The organism is Herminiimonas fonticola (assembly GCF_003293745.1).
Classification (GTDB): Bacteria; Pseudomonadota; Gammaproteobacteria; order Burkholderiales; family Burkholderiaceae_D; genus Oxalicibacterium; species Oxalicibacterium fonticola.
This window is the reverse complement of sequence record NZ_PTLZ01000001.1, coordinates 1,272,797-1,297,765: the sequence shown is the minus strand read 5'-3', so window position 1 is coordinate 1,297,765 and position 24,969 is coordinate 1,272,797. Positions and strand designations below refer to the sequence as shown.

Genomic DNA, 24,969 nt, shown 5'->3' with positions numbered 1-24,969 from the left:
GGAATACGCCATTCTAACAATTCCCGGCTTGAAACCCTACGATTAACGTTTCCCTGGGCTGTAATGCCTGTCTTTGCCTAATCTCAAATAAAACCCCAGAAATAGAAAACGGGCATGAGGAATAATCCGCATGCCCGTCTTGACCAGCTGAACCAATCAACCCAGGCTTGGGTTGATGTTGCTTGTGACGTAAATTACTGCTGAGCCGCGACTTCAGCGCGCAAGGTACGTGCCGCCAGCACCATGTTTTCCAGCGCTGCCGTCGTTTCCGGCCAGCCGCGGGTTTTCAGGCCGCAATCCGGATTGACCCACAACTGCGCATCAGGAATCACCCCACGCGCCTTGCGCAACAAACGCTGCATTTCTTCCACACGCGGCACGCGTGGCGAATGGATATCGTAGACGCCAGGACCGATGTCGTTTGGATACGCAAACTCGCCGAAGCCGTCCAGCAATTCCATATCCGAACGCGAGGTTTCTATCGTGATCACGTCCGCATCCATCGCGGCAATCCACGGCAGGATGTCGTTGAACTCCGAATAGCACATGTGGGTGTGTATCTGCGTGTCATCCCGCACGCCCGATGCACTGATGCGGAAAGCTTTCACCGCCCAATCCAGATAATGCGGCCAGTCGGCGGCTTTCAAAGGCAAGCCTTCACGGAACGCAGGTTCATCGATTTGGATCATGCCGATGCCGGCTTTTTCCAGATCCACCACTTCATCGCGCAATGCCAAAGCAATTTGCAGTGCGGTCGTGTCGCGCGGTTGATCGTCGCGCACGAACGACCATTGCAACATCGTGACCGGGCCGGTCAACATGCCCTTCATCGGCTTGCTGGTCAGGCTTTGTGCGAACTCGCTCCAGCCGACTGTCATTGCTTCCGGGCGATACACGTCGCCGTAAATGAATGGCGGTTTGACGCAACGCGAACCGTAACTTTGTACCCAGCCATTTGCGGTGAAGCCGTAGCCCCACAACTGTTCGCCAAAATATTCGACCATGTCGTTACGTTCCGGCTCGCCATGTACCAATACGTCGAGACCGATTTCTTCCTGCTTCTGCACCACCAGACGCACTTCGTCGCGCATCTTGTTCAGGTAATCGAGATGACCAATTTCACCACGTTTGTATTGCGCACGTGCTTGACGAATGTCGGTGGTTTGCGGGAAGGAACCGATGTTGGTAGTCGGGAAAGCCGGCAAGTTAAAACGCGCTTGCTGCTTGACGATGCGATCCGCAAAAACATTGTTGCGCGCTGCAGAAATCTTGTTGATCTCGCTCAGACGTTTTTGCACCAATGGGTTGTGAATACGTGGCGACGTATTGCGCGCTGCAACCGCCAATGCAGCGGCATTGAATTGCGCCGCAACCGCATTTTTTTCACCATTCAACGCGCGTTTGATCGCCGTGATTTCATGCGTCTTTTGCGTAGCGAATGACAGCCAGCCTTTGAGCTCTTCATCCAGCTTGTTTTCATTCGCCAGATCGACAGGCACGTGCAGCAATGAGCAGCTCGCGCTGACCCACAATTTGTCGCCGAGTTTTTCTTGCAGCGGTTGCAATGCAGCCAGCGCTGCATCAAGATCAGCGCGCCAGATGTTGCGACCATCGACAATACCGGCGGATAGCACCCGATCCTGCGGCCAGTCTTGCAGGAAGTCATCCAACTGCCCTGCACCGCGCACCAGATCCAGATGTACGCCAGTGACAGGCAGTCTATGCAGCAATGCTGTGTGTTCACGCACTTGATCGAAGTAAGTTGCCAGCAACAATTTTGGTGCAGCCGTGCTCAATACTTCATATGTTGGAGCGAATGCATTGCGCCAGACGGCAGCCAATTCCAAAGCCAAAATCGGCTCATCGATCTGTACCCATTCCACACCTGCAGCCTGCAAACGCTGCAACACGTTTTGATAACCGGCGATGACTTTTGGCAGCAGATCCAGTTTATTCGTGATGCCGGATTTGATCTTGCCAAGGTACAGCAAGGTCAGCGGGCCAACCAGGGTGACCTTGGTTTTGTGACCGAGCGCAACGGCTTCGGCGTTTTCTTCAAACAGCCAATCGACGCCGCCATCAAAGCGCACGTCCGCCGTAAATTCAGGCACCAAGTAGTGATAGTTGGTATCGAACCATTTGGTCATTTCCATCGCGAAGTGCTCAGGATTGCCCCGCGCCAGCGTGAAGTAATCAGCCAGCGTCAGCTTCTTCGGATCGAATTTGAAGCGGGTTGGCACTGCACCCAGCAAAGCCAGCGTATTCAACACCTGGTCGTACCAGGCAAAATCGCCCACCGATACGAAATCAAGGCCGGCGTCGGCCTGTACAGTCCAGTGGCGCTGGCGCAGGGTTTTACCGGTTTCCTGCAACGCGGTCAGATCGGTGTCGCCGCGCCAGAACGATTCGACGGCGAACTTCAATTCGCGCTGCGCGCCTATGCGGGGAAAACCCAGAATGTGTGCCTTTGCCATGCCAAACTCCAATAACGATTTCAAGGCTTGCCATGTTGCGCGCACAAGGTCTATGATTCAAACGATAAATATTAAGAATCATCTTGAATTTAATTCATACACGGTCTGACTATGCAATCTATCCTTGAACTCCGCCACCTCAAAACCCTGATCGCACTGCGCGAAGCCGGCAATCTGCTGCGCGCCGCTTCGCTCTTGAACGTCACGCAATCCGCGCTCTCGCACCAGCTCAAGCAACTGGAAGATCACCACGGCACGCAACTATTCGAGCGCAAGTCGATACCCGTGCGCTTTACGCCAGCCGGAGAACGCCTGCTGAAACTGGCTGACACTGTATTGCCGCAAGTTGCCGAAACCGAACGCGACCTGGTGCGCCTGGCGCAAGGCGTCGCCGGCCAGTTGCGCATTGCGGTTGAATGCCACACCTGCTTCGACTGGTTGATGCCTGCGATGGATGTCTTCCGCGGCCGCTGGCCGGAAGTCGAACTCGATATCGTCTCCGGCTTTCAAGCTGACCCGGTTGGCCTGCTGTATGAACATAAGGCAGACGTCGCCATCGTGGCCGAGATCGATACTGATGAAACCGTCGACTACCACGCCCTATTCCGCTTCGAAATCGTCGCACTGGTCGCGCATGATCATCCTTTGGCCGACAAGGAATTTCTGGTTGCAGAAGATTTCATCGGCGACACGCTGATCACGTATCCAGTACCGGACGACATGCTCGACGTCGTACGCCAGGTTTTGAAACCGGCTGGCGTAAAAGTCGAACGCCGCACGACAGAATTGACAGTCGCGATGCTGCAACTGGTCGCCAGCAAGCGCGGTATTGCGACGCTACCTGTATGGGCCGCGCAGAATTATTTGAATCGAGATTATGTGAAGGCCAAACGGATCACTGCAGATGGTTTGACCGGGCGCTTGTATGCGGCTTGTTTGCCGGAGGTGTCGGAAAAACCTTATCTGGCGGATTTTGTGACGACTACGCGTGAGAGTTGTTATTTGAATCTGGATAGTGTGGAGTTGCTTTAAATGGTTGAACTTAAAAAATCGCTCTGCCGACAAATCGGCTGCGCATCACTATTAAAACACTAGGTTAATTATGATTGGGCATGCATCTTTAATCAAAGCACCCGGCATCTTACATAATGCTTTGAGTCATCTCGTGAATCCATATGGAAATGAACGCGCAAGTGCAGTTGCAACAATCAAAGAAAGCGTAACGGCAATCGAAGCCTTCTTGAATGAACTTGCGGAAGTTGGATATGGCTACGAAATCCACAACCATTCTGAGAAAAATCCGCTTGTACTAATGAGTAGAAAATTAAAAGAGGCCGAAAAAACTAGAGAATCAGTTAAGAGAAAAATTCAAATTACTTGCGAGTCCCTATCTGGAAATAAATTCCAAAAGGGAAATTTCCCCACTTACCAAAAACTCTCACTTATCGTCGATGTTAGGAACGAATTAACCCATCCAAAAGCCTCGGTTATAACAATTGGAAACAACTCGCTTACTCCACCCAAAAATGAAGTCAAACTATTAAAAAAACTAAGGTCTTACGGATTTTCTAGCAGCGAGCATGCAAAGCATGATTGGACAAGCGCTGTTGAAAACAGGGCTTTTGCAAAATGGGCGCATTTGAACGTTGTTGAAATGATGGTTTATATCTTTTCCTTGTGGCCATATCCAGAGGCAATTGATAAATACTTGGAACTGTATGGCCTCGATCGATACAAAAAGACCAGCCCTACTAATACCTAAATGCAAAAGCGCTGCATGGATTAGGCTAACGGAACTCATGCAAGCCCGTAGCATCTACCATCTACTCAAAGCCGAATCAAAACCGCATTGAAAGGAGAATTAAAATGTCCACAGGTACCGTACAACTACATCGCGTGCTCCGTGCACCGCCTGAGCGTGTTTATCGTGCATTCCTGGATGCCGACGCACTGGCCAAGTGGCTTCCTCCTTACGGTTTTACGTGCAAGGTTCATCATCTGGAAGCCAGGGTTGGTGGAACTTTCAAGATGTCATTTGCGAATTTCACCAACGGAAACGAACATTCTTTCGGTGGCGAGTATGTCGAACTTGTTCCGTACGAGAAAATTCGCTACACCGATAAATTCGATGACCCGAATTTGCCCGGCGAAATACAAGTGACGGTGACTTTGAAGCAAGTATCATGCGGAACCGAAATCAATATCGTGCAGGCAGGGATACCAGAAGTGATCCCCGTCGAGATGTGCTATCTCGGCTGGCAGGAATCTCTGGCTCAACTTGCGACACTGGTCGAACCCGAGATTCCAGGCTGACGAGCTGAAGCAAATCAAAAGCACAGAAAAAAACCAGGCAATGCGGCATTGCACGCCGCATTCACATCCCGGTCTGTTGACACATCGCGCGTTCATGCAATTGCCCTTCCTTATTCATCGTCTGAATTTTGGCAGCACAGAATCGTTGCAAACATCGCTGTAACATTCACATGACTTGCATGTAAGATGGAATCGAATGACTCATTCAAACAGGGTGCGTCAATGTCTACACTCATCGCTTCCACGCCATTCCCCGCCTTCGCCGAAGACATTGTCGGCACGCCATCGCCATTGCGCAATGCCATCACCAACGCCTACCGGCGCGACGAAACCGCCGCCGTACAGAACTTGTTGCAACAGGCAGACACCGACCCTGCATTGCAAACTGCAACGCAGACGCTGGCGCGCAAACTGATAGAAACAGTTCGCGCCAATCGCAGCCATTCTTCCGGCGTCGACGCATTGATGCACGAATTCTCGCTGTCGTCAGAAGAAGGCGTCGCGCTGATGTGCCTGGCCGAAGCGCTGTTGCGCATCCCCGATCACCAAACTGCAGACCGTCTGATTGCAGACAAGATAGGCAAGGGAGACTGGCAACGTCATCTGGGCGCATCACCATCGTTGTTCGTCAATGCCGCAAGCTGGGGCTTGCTGGTGACGGGAAAATTAATCAATAGCGCCAGCGAACACAGTTTGGCTGCAACACTCACACGCCTGATCAACAAAGGTGGCGAACCACTGATACGCAAAGGTGTTGATCTGGCCATGCGCATGCTCGGCAATCAGTTCGTCGCTGGAAGAAGCATAGAAGAGGCGCTGGACAATAGTAGTGAACACGAAGCACAAGGCTATCGCTACTCCTTCGACATGCTGGGCGAAGCCGCCATGACGGCAGCGGATGCCGATACTTACTATCAATCTTATGTGGATGCCATCCACGCGATAGGCGAGGCCGGCAACGGTCGCGGCATCAAGAACGGCCCGGGCATTTCGATCAAGCTATCGGCGCTGCATCCGCGTTATGAACGAGCGCAACATGCGCGCGTGATGCAGGAACTGCTACCGCGTCTGCAAACCTTACTTCTGCTGGCGAAACGATACGACATCGGCCTGAACATCGATGCCGAGGAATCGGACCGGCTGGAGCTGTCACTGGATCTGATAGAAGCGCTGGCCCTGGCTCCCGAACTGGCGGATTTCGACGGCATCGGCTTCGTGGTGCAGGCATACCAGAAACGCGCGCCGTACGTCATCGATTACCTGATCGACCTCGCCCGCCGCAGCCATCGCAAACTAATGATTCGCCTGGTCAAGGGCGCGTACTGGGATAGCGAAATCAAGCGTGCACAAGTCGATGGCCTGTCCGGCTATCCAGTCTATACGCGCAAGGTCTATACCGATCTGTCTTATCTCGTTTGTGCGCAACGCCTGCTGGCCGCCGCCGATGTAATCTATCCGCAATTCGCCACGCATAACGCATTGACGCTGGCGGCGATCTATCAGCATGCGCAAGCAATGCAAGCCACCGATTACGAATTCCAGTGCCTGCACGGAATGGGCACAGCCTTGTACGAACAGGTGGTCGGTGCCGACAAACTGAACGTGCCGTGCCGCATCTACGCCCCCGTCGGCTCGCACGAAACGCTGCTGGCTTATCTGGTTCGACGTTTGCTGGAGAACGGTGCCAATTCATCCTTCGTCAATCAGATAGTCGATGACAAGGTGACGCTCGCCACGCTGCTGAAAGACCCGATTGTGCTCGCCACGGAATTGGGCGGTGCGCCGCATCCTGCCATCCCCTTGCCTGCCGAATTGTATGGAATGGAACGCCGCAATTCGGCAGGATACGATCTGAGTGATGAACACGTATTGCGAGCACTCAGCGCAGCCTTGAATGTCTTTGGCACGCAGCAATGGCATGCAACACCACTACTCGCCAATCGCAGTCTGCACACATCATCGTTACCTGTCGCAATACTTAATCCTGCCGATCACGATCAGGTCGGCACGGTACTGGAAACGGCTCCTGATGATGTCGAGCACGCGCTAGCGCTGGCCGCATCCGCTGCTGATGTATGGCAAGCCACTACGACTACACAACGCGCAGCCGCGCTCTGTCGCGCAGCAGAATTACTCGAACAGCATGCTGCTGAATTGATGGCGCTCATGATCAGAGAGTCAGGCAAAACCCTGCCGAATGCCATCGGTGAACTGCGCGAAGCAGTCGATTTTCTGCGCTATTACAGCGCGCAGATCACCACATCCGATCATGCAAATGCGCTCGGCCCTGTGGTTTGCATCAGTCCGTGGAATTTCCCCTTATCCATTTTCATCGGCCAGATCAGCGCTGCACTGGCCGCAGGCAATACCGTGCTGGCCAAGCCAGCTGAACAAACCCCGCTGATCGCATTCCGCACAGTACAACTGATGCATCAGGCTGGCATACCGGAAGATGTTTTACTGTTTGTGCCGGGCCGCGGCGAAACGGTCGGTGCACAACTGGTTTCAGACGCACGAGTATCCGCAGTTGTATTCACAGGCTCGACGCAAGTCGCACAACTCATCAACCAGACGCTGGTGCAAAGAACCATAGCTGAACAGCGAGAGATTGCACTGATCGCAGAAACCGGCGGACAGAATGCAATGATCGTCGACTCATCCGCGTTGCCCGAACAAGTAGTTCGGGATGTGATCACATCGGCTTTCGACAGTGCCGGCCAGCGCTGTTCGGCGTTGCGCGTGCTGTGTCTGCAAAACGATATTGCCGAGCCAACCATGAACATGCTGCACGGTGCATTGCACGAATTGCAGATAGGTCATCCGGATCGACTCGCTACCGATGTCGGTCCCGTCATAGATGAAGAAGCCAAACAGCATCTGCAAATCTACATAGACCATGCGCGCAGCACTTCAAAAAAACTGACGCAACTACCGCTGCCGACAGCAAGCGCAGCAGGCACTTTTATTACACCAACCATTATCGAGATCGACCGCATTGCAGACTTGCAGCGCGAAGTATTCGGCCCGGTATTGCACGTACTACGCTATCAGCGCGATGACTTGCCGCAGCTGCTTGCCGATATCAATGCGACCGGCTTTGGGCTGACGCTAGGCGTGCACTCACGCATAGCAGAAACGATAGACACCATCGTCAACAAGGCGCGCGTCGGCAATATCTATGTGAACCGGAATATCGTCGGTGCCGTAGTCGGTGTACAACCGTTCGGCGGCGAAGGGAAATCCGGCACCGGGCCCAAGGCTGGCGGCCCGCTGTATCTGAAACGCCTGCAACGCAATTCCAGCGTAGCCTTGAATGCAAAGTTTTCGGATAGAGAAATCGAAACGTCGATGCAGTGCTCCACGACAGCAGCACTGGCAGCGCTGCTATCGTGGAGCGAAGCGCACAATCTCTCTGAGCTCGTCGTCAACATCCGCAATTACGCGCGCGATAGCCTGCATGGAAAAATCCTGTACTTGCCCGGCCCCACCGGCGAACTCAATACCTTACGCTTCGCCGCACGCGGCACTATTCTTTGCATGGCCGACAATTCCGTCTCCTTATTGAACCAACTCGCGGCAGTGCTGGCGACCGGTAATCAGGCAGTCTTTTTACAAACGGCTGCAATCCATTTGCCATCCGATTTACCAGCGCAAGTGCGCGCCAGAATTCACTTGATTGATCAACATCAGGACTGCGCTGAATTGGCACTGGCACTTTATGAAAGCGCGTCTGCCAGCAACGCGGCAGAAGTGTTGACGAGCCTGGCTGTACGCGACGGCGCCATCGTGGCTATGCTCGCCACTAGCAGCAACATACCGATTGCGTTATGGCGACTGGTGACGGAACGCACGGTATGCGTTAACACCACGGCGGCCGGAGGAAATGCCAGCTTGATGACAATAGGATGCTGATAGCCAGGCATTGCCAGATTTGCAAAGTTAATCGAATGTTGATCAGACTTTAGTGCTTTTGTTAATACTGTCTATTTTTACGCATATTGAGCTTGGTCAATATGCATGCGGATTTCGGCGAGTATTGTTGTCTTGTAATCCGGCATCCGCCGTGTCACTCGCACTTTTGTCATATCAAACAAGTTAGGCACTGTCATGTCTGTGAACAATACCGAAGGTAATAACGTATTGCCCTTCAAACGTGGAATCAAAGGGACGTCAGCTTCTCCGGCGGCGATGGCAGTCACAGAGCTGAACGAGATGCTGATCATTTACGACCACTTGATCGCACTGCTAAGAGAAACAGACAATGGCGATCTGGATGTTTTAACGGATAGTATTGTCGGCACGGTCGTGCGCTGCAGAGAAAACCTGACAAGCGGAATTGACGACGTCACAGGTCCGAAGATGGCGAAAGAAATGCGCGACGGCTTGCATCAAATTCCTGGGGTGTTGCGTTCGATTTTGCCTGGCCTTGGGGCGCGGCTTGGGGAAAGTATTGAGCGGAAATTAGGGGTACAGTTTTCCAAGTACTAGCACGGTAGATTGGGCTAACGGTTTATCATCAGCCCCACCTATAAACGACCAACTGAATCCTGCCTAAAAAAAGCCGCCATACTTGGCTATGGCGGCTTTCTTGTCGAGCTTAGCCTTTGACGAAGCTCAATTCGCCATTCTCAACGCCGACCTTGATCACATCCTTAGGCCCAAACTTCCCTTCCAGGATCGCCTTCGACAATGGATTTTCGATCTGCTGCTGGATCGCGCGTTTCAAAGGACGTGCGCCATACACCGGATCGAAACCAGCCTCGGCAATCTTCTGCAAGGCGTCTGCGCTGACGTCCATAACCATATCCATGCGTTCCAGACGTTGTTCCAGCGTTGCCAATTGAATTTTCGCAATCGAGCCGATGTTCTTTTCATCGAGCGCGTGGAACACGACGATTTCGTCGATACGGTTGATGAACTCGGGACGGAAATGCGACTGCACTTCGGCCATCACAGCCATCTTGATCAATGCCGGTTCATTACCTTCCATCGCTTGAATCTTGTGTGAACCAAGATTCGAGGTCATCACGATGACGGTATTCTTGAAGTCGACAGTGCGGCCTTGCCCATCGGTCATGCGGCCATCGTCCAGCACTTGCAGCAGGACGTTGAACACATCGGGATGCGCCTTCTCGATCTCGTCGAGCAGGATCACGCTGTACGGTTTGCGCCGAACGGCTTCGGTCAGATAACCGCCCTCTTCATAGCCAACGTAGCCTGGCGGCGCACCGATCAGGCGTGCCACTGAATGCTTCTCCATAAACTCGCTCATGTCGATACGAATCAGCGATTCTTCGGTATCGAACAGGAAACTCGCGAGCGCCTTGCACAGCTCGGTTTTACCAACACCGGTTGGCCCAAGGAACATGAAGGAACCGTATGGCCGACCAGGATCGCCAAGACCCGCGCGTGAGCGACGAATCGCGTCGGAGACTGCAACGATGGCTTCATGCTGACCGACTACGCGCTTGTGCAATGCATCTTCCATCTGCAACAGCTTCTCGCGTTCACCTGTCATCATGCGCGACACCGGAATGCCGGTTGCGCGTGACACGACTTCGGCGATTTCTTCTGCGCCGACTTGTGTTCGTACCAGTTGCGGTTTGCTTTTTTCAGCAGTGGCTTCGCCAGTGACGGCATTCTTGAGCTGCGCTTCCAGCTCGGGCAATGTCTTGTACTGCAACTCGGACACGCGCTGCCAATCACTCTTGCGGGTCGCCTCTTCCATCTGCAGACGCGCTTTTTCAATCGCCTCTTTGATGTTCTGGCTACCTTGTGCTGCAGATTTTTCGGCCTTCCATATTTCTTCCAGATCGGCGTATTCACGGCCTAGACGCTGGATTTCCTCTTCAATCAACGCGAGACGTTTTTGCGAGGCTTCATCTTTCTCTTTCTTGATCGCTTCGCGTTCTATCTTCAATTGAATGACGCGTCTGTCCAGGCGATCCATCACTTCCGGTTTGGAATCGATCTCGATCTTGATCTTGGCTGCCGCTTCATCGATCAGGTCAATCGCCTTGTCAGGCAGAAAGCGATCGGTAATGTAGCGATGCGACAGTTCTGCCGCAGCGACAATCGCCGGATCGGTAATGTCGACGCCGTGATGGACTTCGTATTTTTCCTGCAGGCCGCGCAGGATCGCGATGGTCGCTTCCACCGTTGGTTCATCCACCAGGACTTTTTGGAAGCGGCGTTCCAGCGCAGCATCTTTCTCTATGTATTTGCGATATTCGTCCAGCGTGGTTGCGCCCACGCAATGCAGCTCGCCGCGCGCCAATGCAGGCTTGAGCATATTGCCGGCGTCCATTGCGCCTTCAGCCTTGCCGGCCCCGACCATCGTGTGCATCTCGTCGATGAAGACAATGGTCTGGCCTTCATCCTGTGCGAGTTCGGTCAGCACCGCTTTCAGGCGCTCTTCAAACTCGCCGCGATATTTAGCACCTGCCAGCAGTGATGCCATGTCGAGCGACAGCACGCGTTTGCCTTTCAGGCTTTCCGGTACTTCGCCGTTGATGATGCGTTGTGCGAGACCTTCGACAATCGCCGTTTTGCCCACGCCAGGTTCACCTATCAATACCGGATTGTTTTTCGAGCGACGTTGCAGAATCTGGATGGTGCGACGTATCTCGTCATCGCGGCCAATGACAGGATCGAGCTTGCCGGCGCGCGCGCGCGCGGTCAGATCCATCGTGTATTTCTTCAAGGCTTCGCGCTGACCTTCGCCTTCGGCGGAATCGATTTTTGAAGTTCCGCGTACAGCGGTGATGGCGGCTTCCAGCGCCTTACGGGTCAGCCCGTTTTCGCGCGCAATCTTGCCGGCCTCGGACTTGTCTTCAGTCAGCGCCAGCAACAGCATTTCAGTCGCAATGAATTCATCGCCGCGCTTTTGCGATTCCTTGTCGGCCAGATTCAGCAATGAGGTCAGGTCGCGCCCAACTTGCACTTGACCGCCGGTACCGGATACTTTCGGCAATCGCTCCAGCGCGCTCTTGAGCGCTGTCACCATGCCATTGATATTGGCACCGGCGCGTTGCAGCAACGAGCGCGTGCTGCTGTCATCCTGACTCAACAGGGCAACAAGCACGTGTACGGGTTCTATGTATTGGTTGTCGTTACCGACTGCATGACTTTGCGCATCAGCGAGCGCTTCCTGTAACTTGGTGGTTAATTTATCGAGACGCATTGCATTTCTCCATCAGAATTTCGTTCATGCAGGGAAAAATTGGGTCGGAAAACCCTTTTTCAAGTATGGCGTTGCGCCATATGAAACGAATACCGAACAAATAAGAAACGATTGTGACGAAAATCTTAGGCCTTTACCTGCGCCAGATCAAATTCAGGCGAATGCCTTGTAAGTCGCAAAGCCGGCAATACAGAAGAGAATCGAGCCGACCAGATGCAGCATGATGTGCCCCAGTGCCCAAATATAATCCCCGCGCTGAAGCAGCACAACCGCTTCGGCGGAAAAAGTGGAAAAAGTAGTGAGGCCGCCGAGAAAACCGGTGATCGCAAACAAGCGCCACTCGGGTGAAATCGCGGGATGACTGCTGAAAAAAGCAACGGCAAGGCCGACCAGATAACCGCCGCCCAGATTAGCGGACAAAGTGCCGAGGGGAATTTGCGGATTGACCAGATTAAACCAAAGCCCCAACCACCAGCGTAACCAGGCACCAATCGCGGCACCTGCGCCAACGGCTAGCCAACTCATCATTTGCCGGCGTCCTTGCTTTTGTCATCGCCAGGCACCGCCCATTTCGCCAGCGCCGTATCGTCAGTGCTGCGCGCATCAACCCAGCGTGCGCCGTCTGGTGTTTGTTCCTTCTTCCAGAATGGCGCATCGGTCTTCAGATAATCGATGATGAATTCGCAGGCGGAGAATGCTTCGCCTCTATGCGCAGATGTCACTGCGACCAGTACGATCTGCTCCAGTGGCAGCAAAGGTCCGATGCGGTGTATCACCAAAGCGTCGAAAATCGGCCAGCGTGCTTTCGCCTGTTCAACTATGTTTTGCAAGGCTTTTTCGGTCATGCCGGGGTAATGTTCCAGCTCCATCTCGGCCACGCTGGAACCATCGTTCATGTCGCGCACGGTACCGATGAACGTAACGACAGCGCCGACCTGCGGGCTGTTCGCACGCAAGTCGGCTACTTCTTTGCTGACATCGAAATCTTCGGTTTGAACGCGGATAGCCATGATGTTTTCTCAGTATTGCTTAGCTTGTTGCATTATTTTTTGATTGAATCAACCGCCAGTTACCGGCGGGAAAAAAGCCACTTCGCCACCGTCCTTGATAGTCGCGGCAGCATCGGTCATTTCCTGATCGTAAGCCATACGCAAAGAGCGTTTGTCGGCTAAAGCTTCAGCCCACACGCCGCCGCGTTGCTGGAGAAATGCACGCACGCCACCGACGGTTGTCACATCGGCCGGTACGGTGACTGACTCTTGGGATACGCCCAATGCTTCACGCACGCTGGCAAAAAATCGAAGTTGAATGTTCATGTTGAATGGCTCTCTACTCTGTTTTTTACTGATCCTTCAGTGCATTAAATCACTGAAGGAAATAAAGCGCACGATATCGCCTTTCGCAATCGCCTTGCCCGGTGGATTATCGATCAGACCATCGCCCCACACCGTCGATGTCAACACGCCGGAGCTCTGGTTGGCGAACAAATCAAGGCCGCCTTCAACATTGATTTTCGCACGCAAAAACTCATTGCGTCGGTCGCCTTTCGGCAAGTTGAAATCGGCACGCATCGCATACGCTTTCGGCGCAACCTCGGCCACACCCTGCAAGCGCAGGATGAATGGACGCACAAACAGCAGGAAGGTAACGAAGCTCGACACAGGATTACCCGGCAAGCCGAGGAAAAATGCGCGGTTATTTTCCGTGGATGTTCCTGCGCGATTGACCTCGCCAAATGCGAGCGGCTTGCCCGGCTTGACGGCGATCTGCCACATATTGATATGACCTTCGGCTTCCACCGCCGGCTTGATGTGATCTTCTTCGCCCACCGATACACCACCGGACGTGATGATCAAATCGTGTTCGGCCGCAGCCCTACGCAAGGTGTCGCGCGTGGCGGCCAGGGTATCGGGCACGATGCCGTAATCGGTAATATCGCAACCCAGGTTTTCCAGCAGGCCACGCAAGGTAAATTTATTCGAGTTATAGATTGCACCGGGCTTCAATGCATCGCCCGGCATCGCAAGTTCATCACCGGTAAAAAATACGGCGACACGCAATTTACGCACGACCGGCAATTGCGCCAGACCGACTGAAGCGGCCAAGCCGAGTTCTTGCGCACGCAGACGCTGACCTGCAGCCAGGATCGTGCTGCCGGATTTTATGTCTTCACCAGCGCGACGTATCCATTCGCCGGATTGTGGTGTGTGCTTGACGGTGACCAGATCGCCGTCTGCATCTTTCGACGCGACACAGACTTCCTGCATCACGACGGCATCCGCACCTTGAGGAATCATTGCACCGGTAAAAATACGTGCGGCGCAACCGGCTTCCAGTGGTTGACCAACATGGCCGGCAGGAATGCGCTGGCTGACACGCAAGACCGCTTCGCCACTGACGCAATCTGCTGCGCGCACTGCGTAGCCATCCATGGACGTATTATCGACAGGCGGCACATCCAGTTGCGAAGTTTGCGCGACGGCGAGTATGCGGCCGTTGGCTTCCAGCGTAGGCAGGATGTTCGTTTCCGTAATCTTCCTTGCAGAAGAAAGCAGAAAGCTTAGTGCTTCGGCGACGGTCAACAGCGGTTTTGGCTCAGTCATATGTGACTCAATCAACGGTTGAGATTACAGGCCAGTACGCGCAACGATGAATGCTTTCATCTTGGCTATGTCGTTCGTCATCACATCAAAACGTTGCGGCAAATCTTCAATGTTTTCAAAACCGGCTGGGCGTTCTGCATCGCGGCCCAGGGCTTCACGTATGGTTTCATTGAACTTGGCTGGCAAGGCTGTTTCCAGCACGATCATGGTTACACCCGGGGTCAGGTTTTCACGTGCGACCTTGACGCCATCGGCAGTATGCGTGTCTATCATCAAATCGTATTTTGCTTGCAGATCGCGTATGGTCGCGACGCGATCCGCGTGTGTCGATTTGCCGGACACAAAACCGAAAGCTGCAATGTTCTTGAACTCGTCGCCATCGCTGCCCGGTTTGCCGGACAAATCGAAACCGCCTTGCGTTTCGACTTTCTGGAACAAGGCACGTACACGTTCGCCATCGCGATTCAGCAAATCAAAGATGAAGCGTTCAAAGTTCGACGCCTTGCTGATATCCATGCTCGGGCTGGTGGTGTGATAAGTCTCTGCCGACTTGCGCACGCGATACACACCGGTGCGGAAAAATTCGTCCAGCACATCGTTCTCGTTGGTCGCGGCAACCAGCTTGTCGATAGGCAAGCCCATCATGCGCGCGATGTGGCCGGCGCAGATATTGCCGAAGTTACCGGATGGAACGGTGAACGATACCTTCTGTTCGTTGCTGGTGGTGGCGCTCAGGTAACCACGGAAATAATAAATAACCTGAGCCACAACACGCGCCCAGTTGATCGAATTGACGGTACCGATTTTTTGCTGCTGCTTGAACGCGTGATCGTTGGATACGGCCTTGACCATATCCTGGCAATCGTCGAACACGCCTTCGACTGCGATATTGAAAATATTCGGGTCTTGCAGGCTGAACATTTGCGCAGTCTGGAAGGCGCTCATCTTCTTGTGCGGCGACAGCATGAAGACGCGTATGCCCTTCTTGCCACGCATCGCGTATTCCGCCGCGCTACCAGTATCACCGGAGGTTGCGCCGAAAATATTCAACTCTGCATGTTGTTTGGCCAGCGTGTACTCGAACAGATTACCGAGCAATTGCATCGCCATATCCTTGAACGCCAGCGTCGGGCCATTCGACAGAGCTTGCAGCATCAGCTTGCTGCCGTCCTTCTCTTCGACCAGACGCAAAGGCGTGATACGCGCAGCTTCTTCGCCATGACGCACATTGCGATAGACATCCGCGGTGTAAGTCTTGTGTACCAGGGCATGCAAATCGGCTTCGGGAATATCTGTGGCGAATTTTTTCAGTACTTCAAAAGCCAGATCGGCATAAGACAAGGTGCGCCACGTATCCAGTTCGGCACTCGTGACTTGCGGATATTCGGCGGGTAAATACAAGCCGCCATCGGGCGCAAGGCCGCCAAGCAGGATCTGGGAAAAGGGTAGTGCAGCGGACGCACCGCGAGTCGAGATATATTGCATGTCGTGAGATAGGGTCAAAGGCAGAAAAGCAAGCCATCATTATAACTGCAGCGTCGCCCTCCTTCTGCGTTTTGCTCGCCTAGTGAGTATTCGCACTAATGTTGCCGCTAAATTGCACCACAAAGCTGCCACCCGCTCGCATCCAAGTTTCCACTTGATCTCTAGGGGTATATGAATGTCCGCTTTCGAAGGCGGATTCAATCGGCGAGAATACTAAAGGCTATGGAAATAGCATGAATGTGCAATGACTCGCCGACGCGGCCCAATAGCCGCATCGGGGAATTGCTGCCGCATCACTGGATATCGGCCGACTATTCTTTGCCATCATGGCAAGGTCATGTCTAAACCGAGCCTCCTGACAAGGAAGAAGGTGACGAGCCCCAAGCCCAGGAGCACTAGCACGAAGACTGCGGCCACCTTGACGCTCGCGCGTAGCACCGCGCGCTTGTCCGTCTCCTTCCCCTTCTTCCCTTGATCGTAATGCCACTTGATGGCGAAGAACATACCCGTGCCGAGCACGAGAGCCTTGAACGTAACGAAGACTATAAGGACCCAATCCATGATTTTTAAATATTTCCAGGCTATTACTTGACACTATCTATCGTGAGGAGCACTACCTCAAAACGCTGCATGACATCTCAATTGAAGTCGGTTTATTCTAGGTTAAGCAAACAGCGATCAACATTGGACATAAAGCCCTAGGACATAATGTCCTTAACGACTTGACAGTGGTGGACACTATCGGAAAGACCACGCACGGCTCAAGATGGTTTTCCAGGTGCTTACTCTCAAGTGGCAACTTTGAAATGCGGCTAAGTGGCAACTTTTCTTTGCAAATCGGTGGCAACATTAATGCGAATATTCACCTAGCATTTAGATCGCCATCCAGATGTAAAAAAGCGCTCAATTGAGCGCTTTTTATTTCCTGCCGATTTCTAATTACTTCCTATTGCATCTGCTGCTACATTTTCAGATATATCAGCTCAAATGTTCAAGACGGATCTTGGTGACTTTACCCAGAACGGTAGACAGGGCTTCGATCTTCTTGATCGCAGCTTCCACGTTTTTTTCTTGCGTCTGGTGCGTCAGCATGATGATGTCGGTTTGTGTTTCACCCGGCGCAGGTTCTTTTTGCAGCATGGCATCGATGGAAATCGTCGACTCGGCCAGAATGCTTGTCACTTTGGCCAATACGCCCACTTCGTCCGCCACCGGCATGCGCAGGTAGTAACTGGTCGTCACTTCAGAGATAGGCAGGATAGGCGTATCCGTCATCGCATGCGGCTGGAAGGCCAGATGCGGTACGCGATGCGCAGGATCTGCATCAGCCAGGCGCGTAATATCGACCAGATCGGCAATCACTGCAGAAGCCGTAGGCTCTGCACCTGCGCCTTTGCCATAATACAAAGTCGCACCAACTGCATCGCCCTGCACCAGCACCGCATTCATCGCGCCTTCGACGTTGGCGATCAAACGCTTGGTCGGGATCAGCGTCGGATGCACGCGCAGCTCTATGCCTTGCGGTGTGCGCTTGGCAATGCCGAGCAATTTGATACGGTAACCGAGTTGCTCGGCATAACGGATGTCGACCGCTTCCAGCTTGGTAATGCCTTCCACATGCGCCTTGTCGAACTGCACCGGAATACCGAATGCAATCGCTGCCATCAATGTCGCCTTGTGAGCAGCATCTACGCCTTCGATATCGAAGGTTGGATCGGCTTCGGCGTAACCGAGACGTTGCGCTTCCTTCAAAACGGTATCGAAATCCAGGCCCTTGTCGCGCATTTCGGACAGGATGAAATTGGTGGTGCCATTGATGATGCCGGCGATCCATTCGATGCGATTCGCAGTCAGACCTTCGCGCAAGGCCTTGATGATAGGAATACCACCAGCCACTGCAGCTTCATAGGCGACCATCACGCCTTTGTCCTGCGCGGCCTTGAAAATTTCATCGCCGTGGATTGCCAGTAAAGCCTTGTTTGCAGTAACGACATGCTTGCCGTTGGCGATCGCCTTCAGGACCAAATCCTTGGCGATGCCGTAGCCGCCTATCAGTTCAATCACGATATCGATGTCTGGATTGTTGACGACCAGATTGCCATCCTTGACGACTTCGCATTGCGCGCCGACCAGCTCTTTGGCGCGTGCGACATCCAGGTCTGCCACCATCACGATTTCAATGCCGCGACCTGCGCGACGGGAAATTTCTTCCTGATTGCGCTTCAAGACATTGAATGTACCTGCACCTACGGTGCCGATTCCTAGCAAACCTACTTTGATGGATTTCATAATTTCTGCTTAATTAAATTCGGATGAAGCGGATGTCGAATACTGCACGCGCTCGCTGAACGGCGAACGCATTGCCAATGGCGAAAATCTCAACCCAGACGTTTGCGATAGCCTTCGAGGAAATGCGCAATGCGGCCGATCGCCAATGTCAGATCGTCGGAATTCGGCAGGAATACTACCCTGAAATGATCAGGCGTCGGGCAATTAAAGCCCGTTCCCTGCACAATCAGCACGCTTTCTTCCGCCAGCAATTGATAGGCAAAATCCTGGTCATCCTTGATTGGATACATTTTCGGATCAAGGCGCGGGAACATATACAAGGCCGACTTCGGCTTGACGCAGGTAACACCCGGAATCTCGGTCAACAGCTTGTGTGCCAGATCGCGCTGACGCAACAGGCGGCCACCAGTCCCCACCAAGTCATTAATGCTTTGATAGCCACCAAGCGCGGTCTGGATGGCGTATTGACCAGGCACGTTGGCACACAGGCGCATCGACGCCAGCATGTTCAAACCTTCGATGTAATCCTTGGCATAACGCTTCTCGCCCGAGACGATCATCCAGCCGGCGCGATAGCCGCAAGCACGATAATTCTTCGACAAGCCGTTAAAGGTAATGAACAGCACATCATCGGCCAGCGAGGCCAGCGATGTATGTGTCGCGCCGTCGTACAGCACCTTGTCGTAGATTTCATCAGCGAAAACGATCAGCTGATGCTGACGCGCGACTTCAACGATTTGCTGCAGCAATTCAACCGGATACAGTGCGCCGGTAGGATTATTCGGGTTGATAACAACGATGGCCTTGGTATTCGAATTGATCTTCTTCTTGATGTCTTCGATATCCGGGAACCAGCCGGCTTGTTCATCACAGACGTAATGCACAGGCGTACCGCCAGACAAACTGACGGCTGCAGTCCACAGCGGGTAATCAGGTGAAGGTACCAGCACTTCGTCGCCGGTATTGAGCAAGGCATTCACACTCATCACGATCAGTTCGGATGCGCCGTTGCCGAGGTAAATATCATCGATGGTCACGCCGGCGATTTTCTTTTCCTGCGTGTACTGCATGATCGCCTTGCGCGGAGCGAACAAGCCTTTGGAATCGGTATAACCCGACGCGTTCGACATATTGCGGATCATGTCCTGCACGATTTCATCAGGTGCATCGAAACCGAAAGTGGCGAGGTTGCCGATGTTCAGCTTGATGATCTTGTGACCGTCTTCTTCCATCTGCCGCGCTTTTTCCAGCACGGGTCCACGTATGTCATAACAAACGTCAGCAAGTTTTTTCGATTTCTGGATCGGTCGCACAGCGGTGTTCCTTGTTATTTTTAGAGCTGTCGATACAAGATCCGATCAGCTCTAACGAAAACGCCGGTTCGTCACAGCCGCCGACACAAGATCGACAACCGGAGCCCGGCGAAAAATGACGGCTGCAAGCTTGCAGCGCGAAAGAGGTCCATTTTGCCGAAAGCGACCGATTTTATCAATCGCTAAAGGCTGATTTAAAGCTGAAAACGTTACAATAAGCGTTCTTTATCTTCTAACTATCGGAATTAGGCCCAGTCGATTCCGATTTATATTCTTCCCATACCGTTATGAAGCTCCACAGCAGCAATACCCAGCAATATCAAACCGTCACCTCATATGAAGACAACGGCGTAGAGATCAACCTTATTCCATTCAACAATAGCATCGTCGTTTTACCTGAAATCGCGCCTGCGCCTTGGCCGGTAACGTCTTTCGATGCATTGACGATAGAACATTTTGAGCAGATCAATGCGATCTCGCCGGACGTCGTCATCCTCGGCACCGGCATGCGCCAGCGCTTCGTACATCCGCGTTTGACAGCACCACTGACAACACGTCGCATAGGCGTTGAATGCATGGACAATCAAGCCGCCTGCCGCACTTACAATATTCTGATGACCGAAGGCCGCAAGGTAGCACTGGCACTGATATTTGAAGTCTGAGCAAGCCGCTGAAACTGCAACCTGGCGCGCTTCCTCAGCACCACAGACTTCATGCTGAGCCGGCGTCAACCAGCTTGAACCATCGCGCAAAATTATTGTCTTTTGAATAGTGTAAAGCAAGCTGTGATTCTCATATTGATCCGAAGCACAGGGCGAAGAAGTAAAGAAAGTTTTTCAAGTTTCATTGCTTGAAGGACAAAAATTCGCCCCCATGTTCGGTTCTGGCCGCATTATTTATCTTCGTTCAGATGCCGGAATGACAACGAATCGATAGACTTCCGTGCGCTGCGCACAGTGCCGAAATCATCGACAAAGAGAGTGATAACAAATGGATCAAGACATCGCCGTGCTAGAGCGCCCTTCCGTACTCAACAAGATAGTGCCGGATTTTTCCGCTGCGATGACTGGTGATCAGACATTTCAACTATCTGATTACAAAGGAAAAAATATTGTCCTGTATTTTTACCCCAAGGACAACACACCGGGTTGCACCACGGAAGGCATTCAATTCCGCGAAATGTATCCGCAGTTCCAGCAAGCCAATGCCGAGATTTTTGGCATCAGCCGCGACAGCATCCGTTCACATGAAGGTTTCAAGGCCAAGTTGGAGATGCCCTTCCAGTTGATCTCCGATCCGGATGAAACGCTGTGCACGATGTTCGATGTCATGAAGATGAAAAATATGTATGGCAAGAAAGTGCGTGGCATCGAACGCTCTACATTTGTCATTGACGAGTCAGGCAAATTGGTGAAAGAATGGCGTGGAGTAAAAGTGCCTGGACACATCGATGAAGTACTGGAGTTTGTGAAGGCTCTTGCATAGGTTTGCAGAAACCCATTGAATTCAAAAGAATTTTTCTTCAAGAAAGCCGTTTGCGGATATGGCCACGAGCCTGCCCAAACGGCTTTTTTACTTTTCGATTTGTATCTTCTTCATTTTTCCACCGCTGTATCTCTCTTTAAATCTGTTCCTCAATCTTTTTTTCGCCTCGTCGTCGCCATTCGTACCCGTTTTCATGTTTCCAAACTTACTAGATCGAGGTCCTGATGCCCCTGCCTAAATTACCAAGCAAACCTGCCGCATTGCTGTCACCACAAGACTATCCGAAGGCGGATAAGGACAAAATTGTCAAAGCATTGACATTGATTGAACCGACAGCACGCATTAGCCAACCTGCACCGACTCCGGTCCGTGCCAAAATCACAGAAAAGACGCCGATTGAAAAACCACGTGCAACTTCTGCCCAAACCGTGGCGATTGCACCGAAATCAGGCACCCGCCGCCCGGTCGATAAATCCGGCGTTAAAAAATTGTTTGTGCTCGACACCAATGTGTTGATGCACGATCCGACATCTCTGTTCCGTTTTGAGGAACACGACGTCTATCTGCCCATGATGACGCTGGAAGAGCTGGACGATCACAAAAAAGGCATGTCGGAAGTTGCACGCAGCGCGCGCCAGGTATCGCGTTCACTGGATGCACTCGTCAGCGGCATAGAAGAAAATGCAATCGATGATGGCATTCCTCTTTCCAAGCTGGGCAACAAGGACGCCAAGGGCCGTTTGTTCTTCCAGACCAAATTGCAAAACGTCACGCTGCCGGAAGGTCTGCCCATGGGCAAGGCCGACAATCAGATTCTCGGCGTGGTACGTGCACTGGAGGCGCAATATCCGGGGCGTCCTATCGTGCTGGTATCGAAAGACATCAACATGCGCATCAAGGCGCGTGCGATGGGCTTGCCGGCAGAAGAGTATTTCAACGATCACGTGCTGGAAGATACCGACCTGCTCTATTCCGGCATCATGCAATTGCCGGATGATTTCTGGGTCAAGCACGCGAAGGGAATGGAATCGTGGCAGGAGAACAAGCACGGTACTGGTTACACCTTCTATCGCCTGAGCGGCCCGGTCGTACCGGCGATGCTGGTCAACCAGTTCGTCTTCATGGAACCAAAGAACGGCGAAGCATCGTTCTACGGTCAGGTACGCCAGATCAATGGCAAGACAGCGGTTATCCAGACCTTGCGTGATTATGCGCATACCAAGAACAGCGTATGGGGTGTGACTGCACGTAATCGTGAACAGAATTTTGCGCTGAATCTGTTGATGGATCCAGAATGCGATTTCGTTTCATTGCTAGGTCAGGCCGGTACCGGCAAGACTTTGCTGGCATTGGCAGCAGGTTTGGCACAAGTACTGGAAACCAAGCTCTACAGCGAAATCATCGTGACACGCGTAACGGTGCCAGTGGGTGAAGACATCGGCTTCTTGCCAGGCACGGAAGAAGAGAAGATGTCGCCATGGATGGGCGCCTTCGACGACAATCTGGAAGTGTTGAACAAGTCCGACAACGATGCCGGTGAATGGGGTCGTGCTGCAACGCAGGATCTGATTCGTTCACGTATCAAGATCAAGTCGCTGAACTTCATGCGCGGCCGGACCTTCGTCAACAAGTTCCTGATCATCGATGAAGCGCAAAACTTGACGCCGAAACAAATGAAAACTCTGGTCACCCGCGCAGGCCCGGGTACCAAGATCGTTTGTCTCGGTAATATCGCTCAAATCGATACACCTTACCTGACTGAAGGTTCCAGTGGCTTGACCTACGTCGTCGATAGGTTCAAGAGTTGGAGCCACGGCGGTCACGTCACACTGGCACGCGGCGAACGTTCACGTCTGGCAGATCACGCGAGCGAAGTCCTGTAAAAATCCGAATCGCCGAATGCAAAAAAGCCTGCTGAATCAGCAGGCTTTTTTTATGGTTCGCTTATCGTGCAATGCATAAACGCATTACATAATCATCGTACCTATCCACCACGCGATCGCTGCCACGAAGGCCGAAGCAGGAATCGTGAAGATCCATGCCCAAACGATATTACCGGCGACGCCCCAGCGCACTGCTGACATTTTCTGCGATGCACCGACACCGACGATGGCGCCGGTAATCGTATGCGTAGTCGAAACCGGAACACCGATCGCCGTAGCCAGGAACAAGGTAATCGCGCCACCTGTTTCGGCACAGAAACCACCGACCGGTTTCAATTTCGTGATTTTTTGCCCCATGGTTTTGACGATGCGCCAACCGCCGAACAAGGTACCCAGGCTGATCGCGCTATAGCAACTGATGACCACCCACCATGGCAAAGCTTCGTCGGCCGTCGATACGCCGGCAGCGATCAACAACATCCAGATAATACCCATGGTTTTTTGTGCATCGTTACCGCCGTGACCCAGGCTATACATAGCGGCCGAAGCCAGTTGCAAGCGACGGAACCATTTATCCACATTGCGCGGTGTAGAACGCACGAACAACCACGACACCAGAATCATCATCAAAGATCCAAAGATAAAGCCGAGCAATGGCGACAAGACGATGAAGGCGATAATCTTCAGCAAGCCGGATGCAATCAATGCATCAGTACCAGACTTGGCGACGGCAGCACCAACCAGACCACCGATCAATGCATGCGACGACGACGATGGCAAACCGAAATACCAAGTCAAGGCATTCCAGAAGATCGCGCCCATCAACGCACCAAACACAACGTAATGATCAATGACGATAGGGTCAATCGTCCCCTTGCCGATCATCGATGCCACCTTGAGGTGGAAAACGCCGATCGCGATAAAGTTGAAAAAGGCCGCCATCATCACCGCATTTTGCGGCTTCAAGACACCGGTCGACACCACAGTCGCAATCGCATTCGCTGCATCGTGGAAGCCATTCATGAAATCGAATAGCAACGCCAATGCAATCAAAAAGGCGAGGACATAAAGGCTCATGTTAAGAGTTTGCATGGGATTTTAATTTCTGTTCTATCTGCGCGCGGTGCCGAGAATGCCAACAACCGCGAAACTTGCAAGACGTGGCTCGGTAAAAATCCCCGAGCCAGATGCAGTGAAAATACGATTACATCCTCAAGCGTTTTCTACGATGATGCCTTCGATGATATTGGCAACATCTTCGCAACGATCGGTGACGGTTTCCAGCAATTCGTAAATCGCTTTCAGCTTGATCAGATTGCGGACATCCGGCTCTTCACGGAACAGTTTGGACATCGCCGCACGCATTACATGATCGGCATCGGATTCGAGGCGATCGATCTCCTGGCAGATGGCCAGAATTTCACGCGAGTTATCCATGTTGTGCAACAAGGCTACGGCTGCTTTTACTTTTTCGGTACAAGCCAGGCACAGTTCGGCCAGACGTTTGGCTTCTGGCGTGATGGCCTTGATGTCGTACAGAGAAATCGTTTGCGCTGCATCCTCAAGCAAATCGAGAATGTCATCCATGCGTGTAATCAGTTGATGGATATCGTCGCGATCCAGCGGCGTGATGAAGGTCTTGTGCAATGCATCCAGCGTTGCATGCGTCACCTTGTCGGCCTGCTTCTCGATACCTTCGATCGCATGTACGCGAATCTCCAGATCGTCGAAGTTGGTCATCAAGGCCACCATCTCTTTTGCACCCTTGACACAAAATTCCGCGTGCTCATTGAAGAGATCGAAAAATTTGCCTTCTTTAGGCATCAGTCGTCCGAACATAATTACTCTCTTTGAATATTAAAATGTTGAAATAAGATGGTGCGCACGCAATGCTTTGGTGCCGCAGGAAAAATTTTAAATATTGGAAATTGTTTTCATCAT

At 52.5% G+C, this 24,969-nt stretch carries 20 protein-coding genes; 8 read left to right on the top strand and 12 right to left on the bottom strand.

Translation table 11 applies throughout. The annotated features are described in order from the left end of the window. Positions 1–194 precede the first annotated feature (194 nt). Positions 195–2,474, bottom strand: coding sequence for a 5-methyltetrahydropteroyltriglutamate--homocysteine S-methyltransferase (gene metE, locus Hfont_RS06425; RefSeq protein WP_112991447.1), 2,280 nt, complete (start codon positions 2,472–2,474; stop codon positions 195–197). A 111-nt stretch (positions 2,475–2,585) separates the two neighbouring features. Here metE and Hfont_RS06420 point away from each other — a divergent pair, with 111 nt between their 5' ends. The 5 genes from Hfont_RS06420 to Hfont_RS06400 all read left to right on the top strand — a co-directional run bounded on the left by Hfont_RS06420 (position 2,586) and on the right by Hfont_RS06400 (position 9,275). After that, entirely contained in the window at positions 2,586–3,506 is a 921-nt protein-coding gene (locus tag Hfont_RS06420; protein ID WP_112991446.1) for a LysR family transcriptional regulator, read from the top strand. 70 nt (positions 3,507–3,576) lie between these two features. Next, the gene (locus tag Hfont_RS06415; RefSeq protein ID WP_112991445.1) at positions 3,577–4,236 is read left to right on the top strand and encodes a hypothetical protein; all 660 of its coding nucleotides are present in this window, start codon (positions 3,577–3,579) and stop codon (positions 4,234–4,236) included. 104 nt (positions 4,237–4,340) lie between these two features. Further along, a complete protein-coding gene (locus Hfont_RS06410; protein WP_112991444.1) occupies positions 4,341–4,787 on the top strand; it encodes an SRPBCC family protein in 447 nt (148 codons plus the stop codon). 222 nt (positions 4,788–5,009) lie between these two features. Next, the gene (gene putA, locus Hfont_RS06405) at positions 5,010–8,699 is read left to right on the top strand and encodes a trifunctional transcriptional regulator/proline dehydrogenase/L-glutamate gamma-semialdehyde dehydrogenase (RefSeq protein WP_112991748.1); all 3,690 of its coding nucleotides are present in this window, start codon (positions 5,010–5,012) and stop codon (positions 8,697–8,699) included. 195 nt (positions 8,700–8,894) lie between these two features. Next, a complete protein-coding gene (locus Hfont_RS06400; RefSeq protein WP_112991443.1) occupies positions 8,895–9,275 on the top strand; it encodes a hypothetical protein in 381 nt (126 codons plus the stop codon). A 109-nt stretch (positions 9,276–9,384) separates the two neighbouring features. Here Hfont_RS06400 and clpB read toward each other — a convergent pair whose 3' ends face one another. From clpB to Hfont_RS06355, 9 genes are all read right to left on the bottom strand, one after another. Then, positions 9,385–11,970 (bottom strand): ATP-dependent chaperone ClpB, encoded by a 2,586-nt coding sequence (gene clpB, locus Hfont_RS06395; RefSeq protein WP_112991442.1) that lies wholly within the window; start codon positions 11,968–11,970, stop codon positions 9,385–9,387. Between the two features lie 153 nt (positions 11,971–12,123). Next, complete coding sequence (gene crcB, locus Hfont_RS06390; protein WP_112991441.1) at positions 12,124–12,495, bottom strand: fluoride efflux transporter CrcB; 372 nt, start codon at positions 12,493–12,495, stop codon at positions 12,124–12,126. Next, positions 12,495–12,980: a molybdopterin synthase catalytic subunit MoaE gene (gene moaE / locus Hfont_RS06385; RefSeq protein ID WP_112991440.1), complete on the bottom strand. Its 486-nt coding sequence runs from the start codon at positions 12,978–12,980 to the stop codon at positions 12,495–12,497. Before moaE ends, crcB begins: the two co-directional genes overlap by 1 nt. Before the next feature lie 48 nt (positions 12,981–13,028). Then, positions 13,029–13,286, bottom strand: coding sequence for a molybdopterin converting factor subunit 1 (moaD, locus tag Hfont_RS06380; RefSeq protein WP_112991439.1), 258 nt, complete (start codon positions 13,284–13,286; stop codon positions 13,029–13,031). 36 nt (positions 13,287–13,322) lie between these two features. Next, positions 13,323–14,573 (bottom strand): molybdopterin molybdotransferase MoeA, encoded by a 1,251-nt coding sequence (locus Hfont_RS06375; protein ID WP_112991438.1) that lies wholly within the window; start codon positions 14,571–14,573, stop codon positions 13,323–13,325. A gap of 24 nt (positions 14,574–14,597) precedes the next feature. Beyond that, a complete protein-coding gene (thrC, locus tag Hfont_RS06370; protein WP_112991437.1) occupies positions 14,598–16,058 on the bottom strand; it encodes a threonine synthase in 1,461 nt (486 codons plus the stop codon). Between the two features lie 324 nt (positions 16,059–16,382). Further along, entirely contained in the window at positions 16,383–16,619 is a 237-nt protein-coding gene (locus Hfont_RS06365) for a hypothetical protein (RefSeq protein WP_421800981.1), read from the bottom strand. Positions 16,620–17,036: 417 nt separating this feature from the next. Then, complete coding sequence (locus Hfont_RS06360) at positions 17,037–18,347, bottom strand: homoserine dehydrogenase (RefSeq protein WP_112991435.1); 1,311 nt, start codon at positions 18,345–18,347, stop codon at positions 17,037–17,039. Between the two features lie 89 nt (positions 18,348–18,436). Continuing rightward, positions 18,437–19,660 (bottom strand): pyridoxal phosphate-dependent aminotransferase, encoded by a 1,224-nt coding sequence (locus Hfont_RS06355; RefSeq protein ID WP_112991434.1) that lies wholly within the window; start codon positions 19,658–19,660, stop codon positions 18,437–18,439. Between the two features lie 287 nt (positions 19,661–19,947). Here Hfont_RS06355 and Hfont_RS06350 point away from each other — a divergent pair, with 287 nt between their 5' ends. The 3 genes from Hfont_RS06350 to Hfont_RS06340 all read left to right on the top strand — a co-directional run bounded on the left by Hfont_RS06350 (position 19,948) and on the right by Hfont_RS06340 (position 23,028). Further along, positions 19,948–20,322, top strand: a complete 375-nt coding sequence (locus Hfont_RS06350; RefSeq protein ID WP_112991433.1) for an Mth938-like domain-containing protein — start codon at positions 19,948–19,950, stop codon at positions 20,320–20,322. Between the two features lie 328 nt (positions 20,323–20,650). Then, entirely contained in the window at positions 20,651–21,145 is a 495-nt protein-coding gene (locus Hfont_RS06345; protein ID WP_181666421.1) for a peroxiredoxin, read from the top strand. Between the two features lie 224 nt (positions 21,146–21,369). Next, positions 21,370–23,028 carry a PhoH family protein gene (locus tag Hfont_RS06340; RefSeq protein ID WP_181666420.1) on the top strand — a complete coding sequence of 553 codons (1,659 nt, stop codon included), beginning with the start codon at positions 21,370–21,372 and terminating at the stop codon, positions 23,026–23,028. Positions 23,029–23,112: 84 nt separating this feature from the next. Here the strand turns inward: Hfont_RS06340 and Hfont_RS06335 are convergent, their stop codons facing one another. Together Hfont_RS06335 and Hfont_RS06330 are read right to left on the bottom strand one after the other, a co-directional pair. Continuing rightward, positions 23,113–24,120 (bottom strand): inorganic phosphate transporter, encoded by a 1,008-nt coding sequence (locus Hfont_RS06335; RefSeq protein WP_112991432.1) that lies wholly within the window; start codon positions 24,118–24,120, stop codon positions 23,113–23,115. Between the two features lie 120 nt (positions 24,121–24,240). Beyond that, a complete protein-coding gene (locus Hfont_RS06330) occupies positions 24,241–24,867 on the bottom strand; it encodes a DUF47 domain-containing protein (RefSeq protein WP_112991431.1) in 627 nt (208 codons plus the stop codon). Positions 24,868–24,969 lie beyond the last annotated feature (102 nt).

Coding starts and splice junctions, on each gene's coding strand:
- crcB (WP_112991441.1), bottom strand. CDS start 12,495: ATGAGTTGGCTAGCCGTTGGCGCAGGTGCCGCGATTGGTGCCTGGTTA.
- Hfont_RS06410 (WP_112991444.1), top strand. CDS start 4,341: ATGTCCACAGGTACCGTACAACTACATCGCGTGCTCCGTGCACCGCCT.
- Hfont_RS06365 (WP_421800981.1), bottom strand. CDS start 16,619: ATGGATTGGGTCCTTATAGTCTTCGTTACGTTCAAGGCTCTCGTGCTC.
- putA (WP_112991748.1), top strand. CDS start 5,010: ATGTCTACACTCATCGCTTCCACGCCATTCCCCGCCTTCGCCGAAGAC.
- Hfont_RS06420 (WP_112991446.1), top strand. CDS start 2,586: ATGCAATCTATCCTTGAACTCCGCCACCTCAAAACCCTGATCGCACTG.
- Hfont_RS06350 (WP_112991433.1), top strand. CDS start 19,948: ATGAAGCTCCACAGCAGCAATACCCAGCAATATCAAACCGTCACCTCA.
- Hfont_RS06335 (WP_112991432.1), bottom strand. CDS start 24,120: ATGCAAACTCTTAACATGAGCCTTTATGTCCTCGCCTTTTTGATTGCA.
- Hfont_RS06400 (WP_112991443.1), top strand. CDS start 8,895: ATGTCTGTGAACAATACCGAAGGTAATAACGTATTGCCCTTCAAACGT.
- Hfont_RS06360 (WP_112991435.1), bottom strand. CDS start 18,347: ATGAAATCCATCAAAGTAGGTTTGCTAGGAATCGGCACCGTAGGTGCA.
- thrC (WP_112991437.1), bottom strand. CDS start 16,058: ATGCAATATATCTCGACTCGCGGTGCGTCCGCTGCACTACCCTTTTCC.
- Hfont_RS06375 (WP_112991438.1), bottom strand. CDS start 14,573: ATGACTGAGCCAAAACCGCTGTTGACCGTCGCCGAAGCACTAAGCTTT.
- moaD (WP_112991439.1), bottom strand. CDS start 13,286: ATGAACATTCAACTTCGATTTTTTGCCAGCGTGCGTGAAGCATTGGGC.
- metE (WP_112991447.1), bottom strand. CDS start 2,474: ATGGCAAAGGCACACATTCTGGGTTTTCCCCGCATAGGCGCGCAGCGC.
- Hfont_RS06345 (WP_181666421.1), top strand. CDS start 20,651: ATGGATCAAGACATCGCCGTGCTAGAGCGCCCTTCCGTACTCAACAAG.
- Hfont_RS06330 (WP_112991431.1), bottom strand. CDS start 24,867: ATGTTCGGACGACTGATGCCTAAAGAAGGCAAATTTTTCGATCTCTTC.
- Hfont_RS06415 (WP_112991445.1), top strand. CDS start 3,577: ATGATTGGGCATGCATCTTTAATCAAAGCACCCGGCATCTTACATAAT.
- moaE (WP_112991440.1), bottom strand. CDS start 12,980: ATGGCTATCCGCGTTCAAACCGAAGATTTCGATGTCAGCAAAGAAGTA.
- Hfont_RS06340 (WP_181666420.1), top strand. CDS start 21,370: ATGCCCCTGCCTAAATTACCAAGCAAACCTGCCGCATTGCTGTCACCA.
- clpB (WP_112991442.1), bottom strand. CDS start 11,970: ATGCGTCTCGATAAATTAACCACCAAGTTACAGGAAGCGCTCGCTGAT.